Source organism: Fibrella aquatilis (genome assembly GCF_017353255.1).
In the GTDB taxonomy this organism is placed as follows: domain Bacteria; phylum Bacteroidota; class Bacteroidia; order Cytophagales; family Spirosomataceae; genus Fibrella; species Fibrella aquatilis.
Genome location: NZ_JAFMYU010000027.1, coordinates 1 through 17,002 on the forward strand (window position 1 = coordinate 1; position 17,002 = coordinate 17,002).

General features: G+C 55.1%; 15 protein-coding genes. 13 read left to right on the forward strand and 2 right to left on the reverse strand.

The features are described from left to right. The first annotated feature begins 26 nt into the window (after positions 1-26). The 13 genes from J2I48_RS24085 to J2I48_RS24145 all read left to right on the forward strand — a co-directional run bounded on the left by J2I48_RS24085 (position 27) and on the right by J2I48_RS24145 (position 13,808). Positions 27-554, forward strand: coding sequence for an SRPBCC family protein (locus J2I48_RS24085; RefSeq protein WP_207338074.1), 528 nt, complete (start codon positions 27-29; stop codon positions 552-554). A 46-nt stretch (positions 555-600) separates the two neighbouring features. Beyond that, positions 601-1,404: an AAA family ATPase gene (locus tag J2I48_RS24090; RefSeq protein ID WP_207338075.1), complete on the forward strand. Its 804-nt coding sequence runs from the start codon at positions 601-603 to the stop codon at positions 1,402-1,404. Continuing rightward, positions 1,376-2,515 carry a vWA domain-containing protein gene (locus J2I48_RS24095; protein WP_207338076.1) on the forward strand — a complete coding sequence of 380 codons (1,140 nt, stop codon included), beginning with the start codon at positions 1,376-1,378 and terminating at the stop codon, positions 2,513-2,515. The genes J2I48_RS24090 and J2I48_RS24095 overlap by 29 nt, the downstream gene beginning before the upstream one ends. Further along, entirely contained in the window at positions 2,508-3,473 is a 966-nt protein-coding gene (locus tag J2I48_RS24100; RefSeq protein ID WP_207338077.1) for an XdhC family protein, read from the forward strand. Before J2I48_RS24095 ends, J2I48_RS24100 begins: the two co-directional genes overlap by 8 nt. After that, entirely contained in the window at positions 3,470-4,600 is a 1,131-nt protein-coding gene (locus tag J2I48_RS24105; protein WP_207338078.1) for an XdhC family protein, read from the forward strand. Before J2I48_RS24100 ends, J2I48_RS24105 begins: the two co-directional genes overlap by 4 nt. 23 nt (positions 4,601-4,623) lie before the next feature. Next, positions 4,624-6,228 carry a sulfatase family protein gene (locus J2I48_RS24110; protein WP_207338079.1) on the forward strand — a complete coding sequence of 535 codons (1,605 nt, stop codon included), beginning with the start codon at positions 4,624-4,626 and terminating at the stop codon, positions 6,226-6,228. Positions 6,229-6,250: 22 nt separating this feature from the next. Further along, a complete protein-coding gene (locus J2I48_RS24115) occupies positions 6,251-7,258 on the forward strand; it encodes a formylglycine-generating enzyme family protein (RefSeq protein WP_207338080.1) in 1,008 nt (335 codons plus the stop codon). A gap of 69 nt (positions 7,259-7,327) precedes the next feature. Further along, positions 7,328-8,137, forward strand: a complete 810-nt coding sequence (locus J2I48_RS24120) for a hypothetical protein (protein WP_207338081.1) — start codon at positions 7,328-7,330, stop codon at positions 8,135-8,137. 100 nt (positions 8,138-8,237) lie between these two features. Further along, on the forward strand, positions 8,238-8,948 hold the full coding sequence (locus J2I48_RS24125) for a tRNA1(Val) (adenine(37)-N6)-methyltransferase (protein WP_207338082.1): 711 nt from the start codon (positions 8,238-8,240) through the stop codon (positions 8,946-8,948). A 137-nt stretch (positions 8,949-9,085) separates the two neighbouring features. Continuing rightward, positions 9,086-10,060 (forward strand): glycosyltransferase family 2 protein, encoded by a 975-nt coding sequence (locus J2I48_RS24130; protein ID WP_207338083.1) that lies wholly within the window; start codon positions 9,086-9,088, stop codon positions 10,058-10,060. Between the two features lie 184 nt (positions 10,061-10,244). Next, positions 10,245-10,886: an inorganic pyrophosphatase gene (locus tag J2I48_RS24135; protein WP_207338084.1), complete on the forward strand. Its 642-nt coding sequence runs from the start codon at positions 10,245-10,247 to the stop codon at positions 10,884-10,886. A gap of 205 nt (positions 10,887-11,091) precedes the next feature. After that, positions 11,092-12,894: a signal peptide peptidase SppA gene (gene sppA / locus J2I48_RS24140; protein ID WP_207338085.1), complete on the forward strand. Its 1,803-nt coding sequence runs from the start codon at positions 11,092-11,094 to the stop codon at positions 12,892-12,894. A gap of 362 nt (positions 12,895-13,256) precedes the next feature. Continuing rightward, the gene (locus J2I48_RS24145) at positions 13,257-13,808 is read left to right on the forward strand and encodes a Riean_0653 family protein (protein WP_207338086.1); all 552 of its coding nucleotides are present in this window, start codon (positions 13,257-13,259) and stop codon (positions 13,806-13,808) included. Positions 13,809-14,125: 317 nt separating this feature from the next. Here J2I48_RS24145 and J2I48_RS24150 read toward each other — a convergent pair whose 3' ends face one another. Further along, positions 14,126-15,418, reverse strand: a complete 1,293-nt coding sequence (locus tag J2I48_RS24150) for a SusE domain-containing protein (RefSeq protein ID WP_207338087.1) — start codon at positions 15,416-15,418, stop codon at positions 14,126-14,128. An 11-nt stretch (positions 15,419-15,429) separates the two neighbouring features. After that, entirely contained in the window at positions 15,430-17,001 is a 1,572-nt protein-coding gene (locus tag J2I48_RS24155; RefSeq protein ID WP_207338088.1) for a RagB/SusD family nutrient uptake outer membrane protein, read from the reverse strand. Position 17,002: the final 1 nt, after the last annotated feature.

Here is a 17,002-nt window from a genome sequence, read left to right on the forward strand (position 1 = left end):
CGCCCCAATCCAAAATCCCCAATCCCATGACAACCAACCTTACCAAATCATTTGATGTTGAGCAGCCCATAGACCTGGTCTGGGCCACGCTGACCAACCCGCCCGAAATCGTGGATTGCGTGCCGGGGGCTTCGCTGACCGAGCAGGTCGATGCCGACAATTACAAAGGCTATGTCGGGCTAAAATTCGGTCCCGTGAAAGCGGGCTACGATGGCCTCGTTACGTTCGTAGAGCGTGATGTGGTCAATAAGAAAATGGCGCTCAAGGGCCTGGGCCTGGACAGTAAGGGCAAAGGTTCGGCAGAGATGCTGATGAACGCCACGCTGACAGAAGTAGACGGCCATACCCATGTGGAAGCTACCATGGATATCAGCATTACGGGGATGCTGGCGCAGTTTGGCGCCCGGCTGATCAACGACGTCTCGAACCAGGTGTTCGATCAGTTCGTGGGCAATTTCAAAAAGAAGTTAGCCAGCGCAGGTGCCGCCACTGCCGAGAGTGCAACAGACGAATCAACAACGGGTATTGGTGGATTCCTTAAAAAACTCTTCTGATATCCTCGCGGCTTTAGAGACGCACAGGTACGTCGCCGACGATGAGTTGGCGACGGCACTTTTTCTGATGCTGGCGCTCCGCAAACCCCTCCTGCTGGAGGGGCCACCGGGGGTTGGTAAAACCGAAATTGCGCTGGTAGTCAGTGAGTTATTGCAAACACCATTAATCCGGTTGCAGTGCTACGAAGGGCTGGACGTGAACGCGGCGGTCTATGAATGGAACTACCAGAAGCAGCTGCTGGGCATCAAACTTCAGGAGGGCAGCAGCCTGTCGGTGGGGGATAAGGAGAAACATATTTTCGGACCTGACTACCTGCTCAAGCGGCCACTGCTACAGTCTATTACGCACGAGAGCCAATCGCCGGTATTGCTGATTGATGAGCTGGACCGGTCGGATGAGGAGTTTGAAGCGTTTTTGCTCGAACTGCTGTCGGCCTTCCAGATCAGTATTCCCGAAATGGGAACGATCCGGGCCACGCACAAACCCTACATTATCCTGACCTCCAACCGCACCCGCGAGTTGAGCGACGCCCTGAAACGGCGGTGCCTCTACCACTGGATCGACTACCCAAGCCTGGAAAAGGAAATGGCCATTGTGCAGAAACGACTGCCTCAGATCGAAACCCAGTTGCTGACGCAGGTGGTGGCGTTTGTGCAGGACCTGCGGCAACAGAAACTGCTGAAAACCCCCGGCATTTCAGAAACCATCGACTGGGCCGAATCGCTGCTGGTGCTGGGGCATCGCGAACTAAGTCAGCAGGCCGTCCGCCAGACGATGGGTAGCCTGTTAAAATCGGTCGATGATATCCGACTGGTACACCATGAAGCAGCAAGCGTTCGCTACGAATAGCCTGACCGAGGCCATTGTTGCCTTTGCCCAGTTTGCGCGAAGTCACGGGTTGAACGTGGGCATTCAGGAAACGCAGGAGGCTCTGCTGGCGGCTGGTAATGGGCTGTTGGTCAGTCGATTATCATTAAAATTTTCGCTGAAAGCCCTCTTCTGTACCTCACCTGAAGAACGGCTGCTCTACGACCGGCTGTTCAGTTTGTACTGGGATACCAACCCGATTGACCTGCACGAAGAGCGGAACAAAACCACCATTCAGGGGTCGATTAATAAAAAGGCGAACAGCCACCTGGTGATGCTGGGGCAGGGCAACAACACCGACGCCGTGGAGGAAGCCAAGAGCGTGTCTGGTGCCAACGAGGCCGAGCGGCTGCAACAAACGGACTTTTCCAAAGTAAGCGCCGTAGAAGCCAAGCAGCTGGAAGACCTTGCCCAGCGGCTTTTCCACGAAATAGCCCTGCGCCTCCGCCGCCGGATGAAAGCCAGCCAAACAGCGGGGCAGATCAACCTGCGGCGCACCATCCGGCGGAGCCTCTGCTACGGCGGCGAACCGCTCGACCTGTTTCGGCAGGCGCGCAACCCCAAAAAACAACGCCTCGTGATCCTGCTCGACGTCAGTGGGTCGATGGACAAATACAGCTTTTACCTGCTGCGGTTCATCTTCGCCCTGCGCGAACACTTCCGGCAGCTGGAAGCCTTCGTGTTTAGCACCACGCTCATCCGCATCAGCAAAGCCGTGCAGGCCAACCGCATTGAAACCCTGCTGGACGTGCTGGCCAAACAGGCCGACAACTGGTCGGGCGGGACAAAAATTGGCGACTGCCTGGAAACGTATTACGACCAGTATGGCAAGCGAACCCTGAATGGATCGCCCACGGTCATTATCCTGAGCGACGGCCTGGAAACCGGCAGCGTGGAAAAACTGGCCGGGCAGCTACAGAAAATTCAGCGCCGGGCCAAAAAGGTAGTGTGGCTCAACCCGCTGAAAGGCATGCAGGGCTACGAACCCACAGCGCGGGGCATGGCCGCCGCCCTGCCTTCCGTCGACGAATTTCGGTCGGCCCACAACCTGCGTAGTTTACTTGAACTTGAAACCATCTTAGCCCATGCTTGACGAATTTTTAACCCAATATGCCCACCGCCGTCAGCAAAACGAGCTGTTTGCCACGGCCACCGTGGTCTGGCGCGAAGCCCCCAGTTCGGGCCATGCCGGCGACCGCGCCATCATCGACAGCCGAGGTGATGTTTGGGGCTGGGTGGGCGGCGGTTGCACCAAAGGCATTATGCTGAAAGAAGCCAGTGCGGCCATGCAGGAGGGGCAATCGCGCCTGGTGCGGGTAAGCCCCAACCCCGATATGACCCCGCAGACAGGCGTAAAGGCATACAAAATGACCTGCCAGAGCGGGGGGAGCGTCGACATTTTTATTGAACCCGTTATGCCCAAAACGCACCTCATTATCATGGGTAAATCGGCCATTGCGCAGGCAGTGGCGGCCACGGCTAAACTGCTCGACTACCGCGTTACGGTGATGGCCATGGGTGTGCCGGAGGGGGCGTTTGCGGGCGTCGATGAGATCAAAATGGCGTTCAGCCTGTCGAAAACGCCCATCAACAACCACACGTTTGTGGTAGTAGCCACGCAGGGTGAGCAGGACGAAATGGCCCTGAAAGCCGCCCTGAAGGCCCCATTGCGGTATCTGGCATTTGTGGCGAGCCGCAAAAAGCGCGATGCCGTGTTTGCCTACCTCCGGCAGTCGGGGGTGACGGAAGATGAACTGGCTACGGTCAAAACCCCTGCCGGGCTGGACATTAAAGCGGCCACCCCCAACGAGGTAGCCATCAGCATTTTGGCCGAAATCATTCAGACCATCAGGAGCCAGTCCACGCCGCCTAGCCTGCCGGAGAACCTGACCGGCGAGGAGAAATTTTACATCAACCCTGTTTGTGGTATTCCTGTAGACAAGACGGCCCCCAAACACGTTGTTGCGTATAAAGGAGAGGCCGTTTACTTCTGTTGTGACGGCTGCAAGGTGAAGTTTGATGCCAACCCTGCCAAGTACATGAAGGTATGAAAGAGATAAAAGCAATCATTGCCGGCTATGACCAGATCGACTGGGCCACCACGCAGGCGGCGCTGGCTACGGTGGTGCGGGTAGAGGGGTCGTCGTACCGGCGCACCGGTGCCCGGATGCTGGTGTTGAGCAACGGCGTCTGGATTGGCGGCATCAGCGGCGGCTGTCTGGAAGGTGACGCCCTCAACCGCGCCCGGCTGGCTATTGCCCGAGCTACCCCCTCGAAAATTACGTATGACACCACCACCGACGATGAACATCAGATTGGCGTGGGCCTGGGCTGCAACGGCATCATCGACGTGCTGTTTACGCCCCTGAACCCTGATGACCCTAATAACCCCGTCGAAGTGCTTAAACACTGCATGAACGAACGCCGCCAAACCCACGTCCTCATCACCATCACTGGCCTGAAAGGTAGCTGGCCAACCAGTAAGGAAGGCGACGTGATCCGGTACGTATCGGCTGATAGCCTGGCTGGACTTGATAATGCCGCTATTCAGGCGCAACTGGACGAAAAAGTACAGCAGCGGATTGCTAAAGGCGTGTCGGCTCCGTTCCGGTTTACGGGCCTGGCGGGCGAGGTGCTGGAGGCGTTTGTGGAAATACTGTCGCCCGAAATCCATTTGGTGTTGTGGGGGCATCAATACGACGTGTATCCCCTCACGCGGCTGGTGAAAGAACTCGGCTGGCGGATCACAGTGGTAGCTAATCCGCTGAAAGTCAACCGGAAGATTGCCGAACTGGTGGATGCCATCGTGGTGCCTGAACAGTTTTCCGACATCGTCATCGACGAGCATACGGCCGTAGTACTGATGTCGCACGATTACAAAACCGACAAGACCAACCTGCCCACCGTGGTGGCTACGTCGGCGCCTTACATCGGTATGCTGGGGCCACGGGTACGGTCGGAACGCATCTGGGCCGAACTCGCCGACGAAGGCCACCCCATTGCCGACGCTGACATGGTGCGTATTCATGCCCCCGTGGGCCTGGACATTGGCGCGGTTTCGCCCGAAGAGATTGCGCTGTCGCTGGCGGCTGAGATCCGGGCTTCGTTTTCGGGTCGCGATGGTACCTACCTGCGGCTGCGGCAAAGCACGATTCACGTCCGGGAAACGAGTTTATGACGTAAACGCATCTCAACAACGGTATGATTAACTCCATAAAGATTCTGATTGGCCTGCCCGTTCTCCTGCTGATCGTCATCGGCTACATACCCCCGCAACCGGCCACACCCCCGCCCGCCGCCCATCGGAAGGCCGTACTACCCAACATCATCTTTATCTTTTCAGACGACCACACCCATCAGGCCATCAGCGCCTATGGGAGCAAACTGGCCCGAACGCCCAACATTGACCGGATTGCCAACGAAGGAGCGATGCTGCATACCAACATCGTCACCAATTCTATTTGCGGACCCAGCCGGGCCACCTTGCTTACGGGGCAGTTCAGCCACGTGAACGGCTATAAACTCAACGAGAAAGTATTCGACGTTCGGCAGTCGGTGTTCCCAGAAGAATTGCAAAAAAATGGGTACCAGACGGCCTGGATTGGCAAGCTGCATCTGGGTGATCTGCCCAAAGGGTTCGACTACATGAACGTGCTGCCCGGGCATGGGCATTATTACAATTCGCTGTTTGTCAACTCGAAGAAAGACACCGTGCAGTACCCTGGGTACGTGACAAACGTGATCACCAAGCTGTCGCTCGACTGGCTGGGGCAGCGCGATCCGGCCAAGCCGTTTTTTCTGGTGGTGGGGCATAAAGCAACGCACCGGGAGTGGCTGCCCGACCTGCCGGACCTGGGGGCTTACGACAAGGTGACGTTTCCGCTACCCGCCACCTTCTACGATGACTACAAGGGTCGGCTGGCGGCGCAGGATCAGGACATGACCATCGACAAGACCATGCGCCTGAAAGAAGACCTGAAAGTACACGTCGACTTCAACAGCGATGGTCCCACGGCCCAGCCCCCCATCGATTCCAGAAAGCAGGGCGCTTATCAGCGCTTGACTGCTGACCAGAAAAAGATATTCGCTGCCTATTATGATCGAATCAGCCGCGAATTTGATGAAAAGAAACTCAGTGGAAAGGCCCTTGTCGAGTGGAAATACCAGCGTTATCTGAAAGATTATTTATCCGTAGCCAATTCACTGGATCGCAACATTGGCGAGTTGCTGAATTACCTGGACAAAACGGGACTGGCGAAAAATACCGTGATCGTGTATGCCTCTGATCAGGGTTTTTATTTAGGTGAACATGGCTGGTTCGATAAGCGATTTATTTACGAAGAATCGCTTAAGACACCGTTTGTTATCCGGTATCCCGGTGTCATAAAACCGCACACCCACATTAACCAGTTAATTTCCAATATCGACTGGGCACCAACGCTACTCAGCCTGACCGGAACGGCTATTCCGGGCTATATTCAGGGTAAATCGTTCCTGCCGCTGCTTACCGGAGCAAAGACCAACTGGCGTAAAGAAGCCTATTACCATTACTACGAATTTCCGCAGCCCCACCACGTTTATCCACATTTCGGCATCCGAACGGAGCAGTATACGTTAGCCCGGTTTTATGGGCCAAAAGATTTCTGGGAACTGTATGATATCAAACAGGATCCGCACAACCTGCATAATTTATACGGTGCCAAAGGTTATGAAACAATAACGGCCGATTTGAAGCGTCGACTCACGCAGGAAATTGACAAATACAACGATAAAGAAGCCCGCGCATTACTAGCCAGTAATCCGTAAATAAGAATTGTCAAAGCTGCTTATGACAATGCCTGCGCCACGGCTTTACCTATTCATTGGCTTGATCGGCACTTTTCAGGCCTGCTCACCCAACCGGTCGGCCAATATTGATCATACTGGCATGGTGCGTATCCCGGCGGGTCAATATGCGATGGGGGCCGATGGGCAACAGGGCCGACCCGACGAATACCCGAAGCATCAGGTGCAGGTAGATAGCTTCTGGATGGATGCCACCGAAGTGACCAACGCGCAGTTTGCCCGGTTTGTGAAAGCCACCGGCTACGTCACCACCGCCGAACGTAAACCAGACTGGGAAGAACTCCGCAAGCAACTGCCCCCAGGTACGCCCCACCCCGACGAAAAACTACTGGTTGCCAGCTCATTAGTGTTTAAATCTCCTTCGCAGGCCGTCTCCCTGACAGATTACAGCCAATGGTGGCAGTGGGTAGCCGGCGCCAACTGGCGGCATCCCGACGGGCCGGGTAGTTCTATTGTCAGTAAAGACAACTACCCCGTGGTGCAGGTCTCCTGGGACGATGCGCAGGCCTACGCTACCTGGGCGGGCAAACGCCTGCCTACCGAAGCCGAGTGGGAGTGGGCGGGACGTGGTGGGCGCACCAACGCCCTATATCCATGGGGCAACGAACCGGTTGAGGCCGGTACCCCCAAAGCCAATAGCTGGCAGGGCCATTTCCCGGATCAGAACACACGCTGGGATGGTTTCTACGGTGCCGCACCGGTGAAATCCTTCGCCCCCAACGGCTACGGGCTTTACGATATGGCGGGCAATGTCTGGGAATGGTGCGCCGACTGGTATGGAGCCGATTATTACCAGACCCAGGAAAGCATTAATCCTAAAGGCCCTGCGCAACCCTATGACCCACAGGACCCCACGGTACCTAAACGGGTGCAACGGGGCGGCTCGTTTCTCTGCAACGACTCGTATTGCAGCAGCTACCGGTCGTCGGCCCGCATGAAAGCAAGTCCGGATACGGGCTTATCACATACCGGCTTTCGGTGTGTTCAGTGAGCGCTTCGAGGGGCGTGTTAACCATTGCGTCACTTGCCGGTTATATGATTTCCAACGTTTACGAAAACTATGAATCGGGTATGGTGTATTTGTTTACTGGTATTGATGGGCTTAGGGTGTGGGTCGACGGTGAGGGCGCAGGCCAAGGTTGAACTCGATAAGCCAACACAACTCTCCACCACGGCTGGCGCTTCGCCTGATTCGGTCAGGGCGCGTGTAGGCAAGCCCCACGCGCTCACGTTTACGGCCTCTACCGATCAGCGTTTTTTCTTTTTTGGCGACACCCGCAACGACAATGGCAGGCGGGTGCCGGTAAGCGTATACGGTTTGCGGGCAGGGTTTTTATATCCCGTGCGGCACCCCGAACGGCAGGAAGCCGGTGGTATGCGGGCGGCGTTTAAGGCAGGCGGTGGTTTTTACTTCGTCAACCAGACGCTGAACCGGCCGGGGCTGTTGCCCAACACGTCTGAGGCCATAACCCGGCATCTGCGCATTGCCACGCTCTTTTTCGAGCCGTATCTGTACCGCAAAAAGGCCATTGAAGTGAGTGTGCCGTTGGAGATTGGCTACGGGCATTCGCGATATAATCGGGTGAGTGACCAGACGCTGGAAGGCGAAGAGGCACGGGGCGTGTTTATCCCGGCAGGGGCGGGGCTGTCGCTCTCGTATCAGTTTCCGGCCCTGAAGTGGTTTCGACCCCTGCACTGGACAGGCTTCAATATTCTGGGTGGGTATCGGTTCACGCTGAAACGGGATATCCCTGAAAGTCAGGTCAATTATAGCGGGTTTTACATCTCTATCGGCCCGTCGTTCTACCTCGAAAACCTCACCGCCGACATTGCGTATTGGCGTAAAAAGCACAAAGAGAAGAAAAAGTGAGTCTTCTGTCTTTAAAAGGTTGTCTTCTGTTGGCTGACGCGAGAGATGCTGGCGCGTCAGCCAACAGAAGACAACCTTTTAAAGACAGAAAACTTGTTCTATGTTTCGGTTTAAACAATTCACCATTCAGCAGGAGCGGGCGGCTATGAAAGTCTGCACGGATGCCTGTGTGCTGGGGGCATGGAGCGGGGTGGCAACGGGCATCAGGCTGCTGGACATTGGCACTGGAACGGGACTGCTGGCGCTCATGGTGGCCCAACGCAATGCCGATGCCCGGATTGATGCCGTAGAGCTGGATGCTGATGCTGCTCAGCAGGCGTGTGACAATGTGATGAACAGCCCGTTTGCCAACCGGGTCACTGTGGCACAAGCAAGCATTCAGGCATTTGCCGACACCATGCCTGCTCAGTTCTACGACCATATCCTGACCAATCCGCCGTTCTATACTAACTCCCTGCGTTCACCCGACGCGGCCGTAAATCGTGCCCTGCACAGCGACGAGCTGCCATTTCCTGATCTGATTAGGGTGGTTCATCGGTTACTCAAACAAGACGGCGCGTGGTGGGTACTGCTGCCCCCGCCAGAATCCGACCGGCTGGTGACACTAGCCCAGAAAGTCGGTTTACAACCCGTGCGGCAACTTTATCTGCGCCATCAGCCTCAGAAGCCCGTGTTCCGGCACCTGACCGAGTTCCGCTTTGCCGAAGCCGCCGCCCCACAAATTGCCGAGCTGTCTATCCGCGAACACGACGGCCAAACCTACACCCCCGATTTTCGCCGCCTGCTGCAACCCTATTATCTGGTATTCTGAAATCTTCCAGCGAGAAAAATGCACAATGCACAATGAACAATGCACAATGAGGCCTTTGGAGTAGCTTCGCGCCTGCAATCTGGCTTACGTAGCACCATTGTACATTGTGCATTGTTCATTGTACATTCAAGAAGCGCATGCAACTCACCCTCCTCATACCGCTTTATAACGAAGACGAATCGCTGCCCGAACTCCACGACTGGATTGTGCGGGTGGTGACTGAACATAACTATTCCTACGAACTGATCTTCGTGGACGATGGCAGCACCGACCAGTCGTGGGCGGTGATCGAGCATCTTGCCACGATCAATCAGCACGTGCGGGGCATCCGGTTTGCGCGTAATTCGGGGAAGACGGCTGCCCTGCAAACGGGGTTTCAGGCCGCCCGGGGCGAGGTCGTGATCACGATGGATGCCGACTTACAGGACAGCCCCGACGAGATTCCCGGCCTCTATAAAATGATTACCGAAGACGGCTACGACCTGGTGTCGGGCTGGAAGCAAAAGCGGTATGACCCCATCACCAAAACCCTGCCCACCAAGCTCTTTAATGGGGTAGCACGCTGGATTTCGGGCGTGAAACTCCACGATTTCAACTGCGGCCTGAAAGCCTACCGGCAGGAGGTAGTGAAGTCGCTGAACCTCTACGGCGATATGCACCGCAACATCCCGATTGTGGCAAACTGGAACGGCTTTGGTCGCATTGGCGAGAAGGTGGTGCAGCACCGTGCCCGCAAATACGGCACCACCAAATTCGGGCTGGAACGGTTCGTCAATGGCTTTCTCGACATGCTCGTGATTGCCTTCGTGCATAAGTTCAGCAAGCGGCCTATGCACTTCTTCGGCGGGCTGGGAACGCTGTCCTTTTTCCTCGGAACGATGATGGCGCTGACTATCGTTGGCCAGAAATTGTACAATATTTACCAGGGATTACGCTACCGCAACGCGACCGATAATCCCTTGTTTTACTTTGCCCTCGTGGCCATCATTCTGGGGGTGCAACTGTTTCTGGCGGGCTTCCTGGCCGAGCTATACATTCGGCAGGCAACAAACAAGACCACTGAATACCAAATAGCCCGAAAGATAGGTTTTCAGGACGTAGTGACGGTTTGATCTAACCAACCGGTTATCTTTGTGTTATCTAGTCAGTAAGCACACCGACCCGGTTATCCCGGCCTTTCCGATGGCATCGTTTGCGGTTGAGTATCACCCACGAGCCGTTGTCGAAAGCCGGGATACGTCGTTTTAGACGGAGCGTGTGTTTCGACGAATAGTACAATTTTATCAAACTCGAATTATGCAGGCTGAATTCTCAACCAAAGAAATTGAAACTACCGTTAAGGCCCAGTTTAAAGCCCACCCCTGGCACGGTATCACCCCCGGCGACGCGGCACCCGAACTGCTCACGGCCTTTATTGAAATTGTCCCGTCAGACACGGTGAAGTACGAGATCGACAAGCAAACGGGCTATCTGAAAATTGACCGTCCGCAGAAGTATTCCAACTTCATTCCGGCCTTGTATGGCTTCATTCCGCAGACCTATTGCGGAGCCGGTGTGGCGCAACTGGCTACCGACAAAACCGGTCGGCACATTGCCGAAGGTGACGGTGACCCGCTCGATATCTGCGTACTGAGCGAACACACCATCACCCACGGCGACATCCTGTTGCAGGCCCGGCCCATTGGTGGTTTCCGCCTGATCGACAAGGGCGAGGCCGACGACAAGATTATTGCCGTGCTCAAAGGTGACGCCATGTACGAAGCCTACACTGATCTGGACCAACTGCCCGAAAGCGTGGTTGACCGTCTGCAACACTACTTCCTGACCTACAAAAACCTGCCCGACCAACCCTCGGTCATGGAATTGGCCAGCATCTACGGCCGCGAAGAAGCTTTTGAAGTCATCCGCACGTCGATGGAAGATTACAAGGCGTTGTAAGCGAGTTTAAAGTCTAAAGTTCAAGGTTCAAAGTTGGCTGACGTGTTAGCAATTCTTGCGTCAGCCAACTCTGAACCTTGAACTTTAGACTTTAAACTACCCTTTCCCCATTCATCCCCTATTTCGCGCATTCAACCTAATAATGGCTTACCTCGGCGGGTAGGCCATTATTTTTGAGTAACTATATATTTCACGCAAACGAGTTATGCGACAATTCTTGAAATTCTTATTGGCCGTGCTGGTTGGTCTCTTTGTTTTCAGCCTGCTCAGCGTTATCATCTTTGCCGGTATTATCGGTGCGGCATCGTCTTCCAAGGGCGAAACTAAAATTGAGTCTAAGTCAGTACTGAAGCTGGAATTGAATGAACCCATTCAGGAACGCAGTGCCGACAATCCGTTTGCCCGGTTTGGCGGCGGCAGCGGTCCGGAAAGTGCCATGGGCCTGATTGACATTAAGGAAGTATTGAAGCGGGCTAAAAACGACGATAATATTCGCGGCGTGTATATTGAAGCTAAAAGCCCGCAGGCGGGTTGGGCCACGCTGGAAGAAGTGCGCAATGCGCTGATCGACTTTAAATCGTCGAAAAAGTTCGTGTACGCCTATGCAGAGGGCATGACCGAGAAGGCCTATTACATCGCCTCGGTGGCCGATAAAATCTACCTCAACCCCGCCGGCGACATGGAATGGAACGGCATCAGCGCCGAACTGTCGTTCTTTAAAGGCACCCTGGATAAGCTGGGCCTGAAACCCGAAATCTTCCGCGTGGGTGAGTACAAGAGCGCCGTGGAACCGTTTCTGCGCGAAGACATGAGCGAACCCAACCGGCGGCAATATGGCTCGTTCCTTAACTCGATCAACAACCACTTCCTGACGGGCGTATCCAAAAGCCGGAGTATCACCGTCGATTCGCTCCGCCGCTTTGCCGATAACCTCACCATTCAGCACCCCGCCGATGCCCTGCGCACGAAGCTGGTAACGAACCTGGGGTATTATGACGAAGTAGACGGCGACATGAAAACGCGGCTGGGTCTGGGTGACAAAAAGAAGGTCAATTTCGTGGGTCTGTCGAAATACAAAAACGCCAAGTCAGACGGCGAAGATGATAAGGAAGGTGACGACGAAGACAAAGCGCTCAGTAGCAACCGGATCGCCGTGATCATTGCATCGGGCGATATCAACACCGGCGACGGCGACGACAATAGCATTGGCTCTGACAAAATTGCGGGCGAGATCAGGAAGGCGCGGCTGAACGATAATATCAAAGCCATTGTGCTGCGCATCAACTCGGGCGGGGGTAGTGCCCTGGCCTCCGACGTGATGTGGCGCGAGGTGCAGCTTACCCGGAAGGTGAAACCCATTGTGGCGTCGTTCTCCGACTATGCCGCTTCGGGTGGGTATTACATGGCCATGGGCTGTAACAAGATTGTGGCGCAGCCCAACACCATTACGGGGTCTATCGGCGTGTTTGCCCTGCTGTTCAACACCCAGGATCTGTTTAAAGACAAGCTCGGCATCACCTTCGACCGGGTGCTCACCAACCCCCACGCCGACTTCCCCAGCGGTACCCGTCCGCTCACGGATTTCGACAAGAAAGTGCTTCAGAACGGCGTAGAACGTATTTATGCGGGCTTCACCAAAAAAGTAGCCGATGGCCGCAAACTGCCTATCGACAGCGTACGGGCCATTGCCGGTGGGCGCGTCTGGACGGGTACGCAGGGCAAAGCCATTGGCCTGGTAGATCAGCTTGGCGGGCTGGACGAGGCCGTGAAAGTGGCCGCTTCCGAAGCCAAACTGAAAGACGGCGACTACCGTCTCCGCTACCTGCCCACGCAGGAAGATTCGTTCAAGAAGATCATGAAGTATTTCGGCGGTGGCGACGACGATAACAACAGCCGGGTTCAAGCCGCGCTGGGTCCGCTAGCACCATATGTAAAGCAGATCAAAAAGCTGCAAACCCTGCAAAACGGCGTGCAGGCCCGGTTGCCGTTTGAGATGGATATCCGGTAAGGATGGATTGATTCGTTTAGTGAAAGCCCCGTCTGGATGCAGACGGGGCTTTTTTGTTGTGGCTTGGTGACAAGATTATCCTGCGGGCTGGCTTCGCGCTGTAGTGGGCTGACGCCCGGCCCCTCGACTGCGCTCGGGGTGACAACAAACTTGAATCAACTCAAGAACTTGTTATAATGCCCTGTCACCCCGAGCGCAGTCGAGGGGCCAAGCGTCAGCAACCTACAGCGCGAAGCCGACTCCGCAGGAGCACCTTGGTGCTTAACAGACAATTTATTCGCAGAATAACTATTTTACATACGCGGTTTTTCATTGGCTTGAACCCCCGACATTCGTTATGCACAACGTCATACCAACCGTCTATGAATCAGCTAACCAACTTGTTGCTCATTGCTACGGTCTTGCTCTTCAGCACTTGTCAGAAGGAAGACCCCCTGCCTCAAAGTACACAGACAGGGCAAAATACGCTGGGCTGTCTTATTGATGGCAAAGCGTATATACCCGATGGGGGTAAGCCATTTTCGGGCATAAAACCAGTGAACGGAGGGTTTCTTCAGATGTATAATCCGCTCAGATTAGGGATTAATGTCCGCTGTTATTCACAAGACAAAAAGCGCCTCTCACTATACCTGAACAATTACAAGCTTGGCAACCACGCTTTAAACCAAAACCCTGGCTCTGTCCCAGCAGCGCTATACGCTGCGCTTAACCCAAAGGACTATGGGTTATATGAGTCAAGCGAGGGTGACGTATATGCTACCTCGTCTAAGTATACTGGCTGGATTAGCCTCACCAAAGCTGACACTATCACTGGCGTAGTAGCCGGTACGTTTGAGTTCCAAGCAGCAACGCTTGATGGCAAAACGGTCTCTGTTACCAACGGTCGGTTTGATGTTAACGTACGTACTCAGTAAATTCTTTCAAGGTTCTTACCTTAAACCAGCTATTCATTACTGCAATTGTGCCGTGCTAGTCGCGTTAGCGACGTAATGTTTGTAGCCCGCAGGGGTAGATGAGCACCGTATGGGCAGCGTGCCGTAGGTACGAGACCACCCCGCCTGTGTTGTAGCGTACCTACGGCACGCTGCCCATACCTGGCCCATCCATCCCTGCGGGCTACAAACATTACGTCGCTACGCGACTGGCACGACCTTCGTTTAAGTGCGATTTGTAATAAAAAAGGCCCGGCTACTTCTAGCCGGGCCTCTTTGTGCAATCGGACGAAGAATGTCTATTTCTTCGTCAGTGTGTATTTGTTGGTACTCAGATCGAACTTCACGTCGTAGGTGCCAGCTTTCACAGCGATGTTGGCACCCTTGGCTACCAGTGCTCCGTTGGCTCCGCCGTATTCCACGTCCCACTTGTTGTTCTGGCGGAATTTGATGTCGCCATCCACCAGCTTCACGCCGTTAGCAAAGTAAACGCCTTCATTGGCAAAGTCGGGCATGAGGTTCACGTCGGGGCCGTCCCAGCCTTTGGGAGTAGCGCTACCCACAATACCCCAGCTATTGTAGGGTTCAACTTTGTAGGTCAGCTTGTTGAAATCGGCGGTAATCAGGTACAGGCCAGCTGCGGCCACTTTGAGGTTGTCGCCAGCTGAGACTAGCTTACCGGCACCACCACCAAAATTCACCGCCCAGTCGTTATTCTGGCGGAATTTGAACTCGTCGGCTTTCAGGCTTACAATAGCCCGCCACTGATCGGTGGAGGCATCGTACATAAACGGTTGATCGGGTCCGTTCCAGCCGTTAGCCGTAGCGGCACCCACCACACCCCAGGTAAAGGGTTCAATCTTGTAAGTAAGCACCGTGGGGTTGAGTGTAATTTTGTACGTCCCCGCTTTCACAGCAATGTTGTCGCCGTTGAGGGTGAGCTTGGCGGGTGTGCCGCCCAGGTTCACGTCCCACTTATTATTCTGGCGGAACTTGATCTCACCATCTTTCAGGCCAACGTATGCCACAATCTCGTTGGGGTTGGCCGTTTTGTAGAACGGTTGGTCCGGGCCATCCCAGCTATTGGCCGTGGCGCTGCCCACCACGCCCCAGATCGTGCTCAGGTCGAGCTTATCAAGGTAGGTAGTGGCTTTAACAGTAGCCAGTGCCGACGACAGCACGGTGCTGCCCCCCAATGCCGACATCACTTTCATGTCGAGGTCGGCGGTGGCGGCGGGGGCAATGCCCAGGCCCAGGATCAGCTTATTTAGTTCAGCCGTTTTAAACGTCTTGGTCGAGGCCGTGCCGAGGTTGATAGACACGGCTTTCGAGAAATCACCGCCCTTTTTGTCGACCATCAGGGTGTAGTTGGCGGGGGCATCGAAACCGTAGTTTGGCTTCGACCAGTTTACGGTGAGGGCATCGGTACCCTTATCGCCGTTTTCTTTGGTGAGCACCACCGTTGGTGCCGACACGCTCACAACGGGAATGGCCGTCGTGTCCAGAACAGGATTTATGCCTTCTTTTTCGCAGGAAGCCAGTAGCCCCAGGGCAACGCCAAACAGGGCTAACTTTTGTAGGTGTTTAAACATTGGTTTGTTGATTAATAGCCAGTATTCTGTTTCAACGATGGGTTAGCCACCAGGTCAGTCGATGGAATGGGATACAGGTTGAACTTGGCGTCGATGGCACGGCCTTCTTTCACGCCACCTTTCCAGGGCCAAAGGTAGGTCCCCCCCGCAAACCGGTCGTAACGGATGAGGTCGGTACGGCGGTAGCCTTCCCAGTACAGTTCGCGCGCGCGTTCCTGCAAGATCTGTTCGAGGTTAAGCGATGTCAGCGGGGCTGCTTTAGCACGGGTACGCAGCAGGTTTACGTAGCTGAGCGCCGTGGTCAGGTCACCGCCCGTGCCGCCGCGCAACACGGCTTCGGCATAGGTCAGGTACATGTCGCCCAGGCGAATAAGGGGGAAATCGGTATCTACGAAGGTGTCTGACGAACCAGGCTTACCAGCCGAGGTTACGTTCTTATATTTCGTTGACGGAATACCCTTGGTGAAATCGCCCAGGTTACTAATGTCCTGATCCTGCCCGTCTGTGTAAAACAAGCCCCGCTTGTCGGCGGTGGCCGTTACGTCGGGGAATTGGTCGGTTAGGTTTTTGGTAGACCGAATACCCCCCCAGCCACCATTTACGCCAAAGGTTGAGGGCGACATGCTGCCGCCCACGGCTGCGTGTACCAGGAAGGTCATGCCGCCGTAGGTTTGCGTACGGGTACCATCGAAGGTGATCGGGAAGATGATCTCCGGCGAGTTGTTATTGTCGGCCAAAAACAGGTTGGCGTAGCTGGCATCCAGCTTATAGGCACCACCATCGATTACTTTTTTGGCGTAGGCAACAGCGTCGGTGTAGCGGGCCGTACCCGTATACACCTGTGCGTTGAGGTACATGCGGGCCAGCAATGCCTGTGCAGCAGCGCGGTCGGCGCGGCCGTACTCACCAGCTTTGGGTGCTGCCAGTTCGGTTTCGATAGCTTTCAGTTCGCTCTCTACGTACGTGAACAATTCAGCCCGGCTAACCTGCTTGGGCAGGAATGAACCCGGCGCGTCGACTTCGGTTACGAAAGGTACCGCCCCAAACATGTCGATGGCGTGGAAATAGGCCAGGGCACGCAGGAAGCGGGCTTCGGCGCGGTAGGCCTTGGCGTCGGTAGCTGCCTGCCCGCTGATACCCCGCTCGCTCAGTTTACCATCCGACGTTTCGCGGATGAACTCGTTCGAGAGCGACACCATGTAGTAGATCCGGTTGTACATGGCCGTAATAAACCCATCGCTCGACGACCAGGTGATCTTGTTGATGTCCTGGATGGTGGCGTCGTTCCAGGCAATCTTGGCTTCGTCGGTTGGTAACTCCTGCAACTTCCACAGCAGACGCATGTAGTTGGAGGTACCCTCGTCGATGCCTGAAATGTCGGGCTTACCCGCAGGACCCTGCTGCCCGCTCACCGACAGGATGGCGTAGAGTTTGGCCAGCACACTTTTGTAGTTGGCCGGGTTGGCGTAGACCGATGCCGACGTGACATCGTATTTAGGCGTACGGTCGAGGTCACCGACACAGGCCGACACAGTGGCGAGGGTAGCGGCAAGCAAGCCTACTTTAATGGTTGATTTAAACATG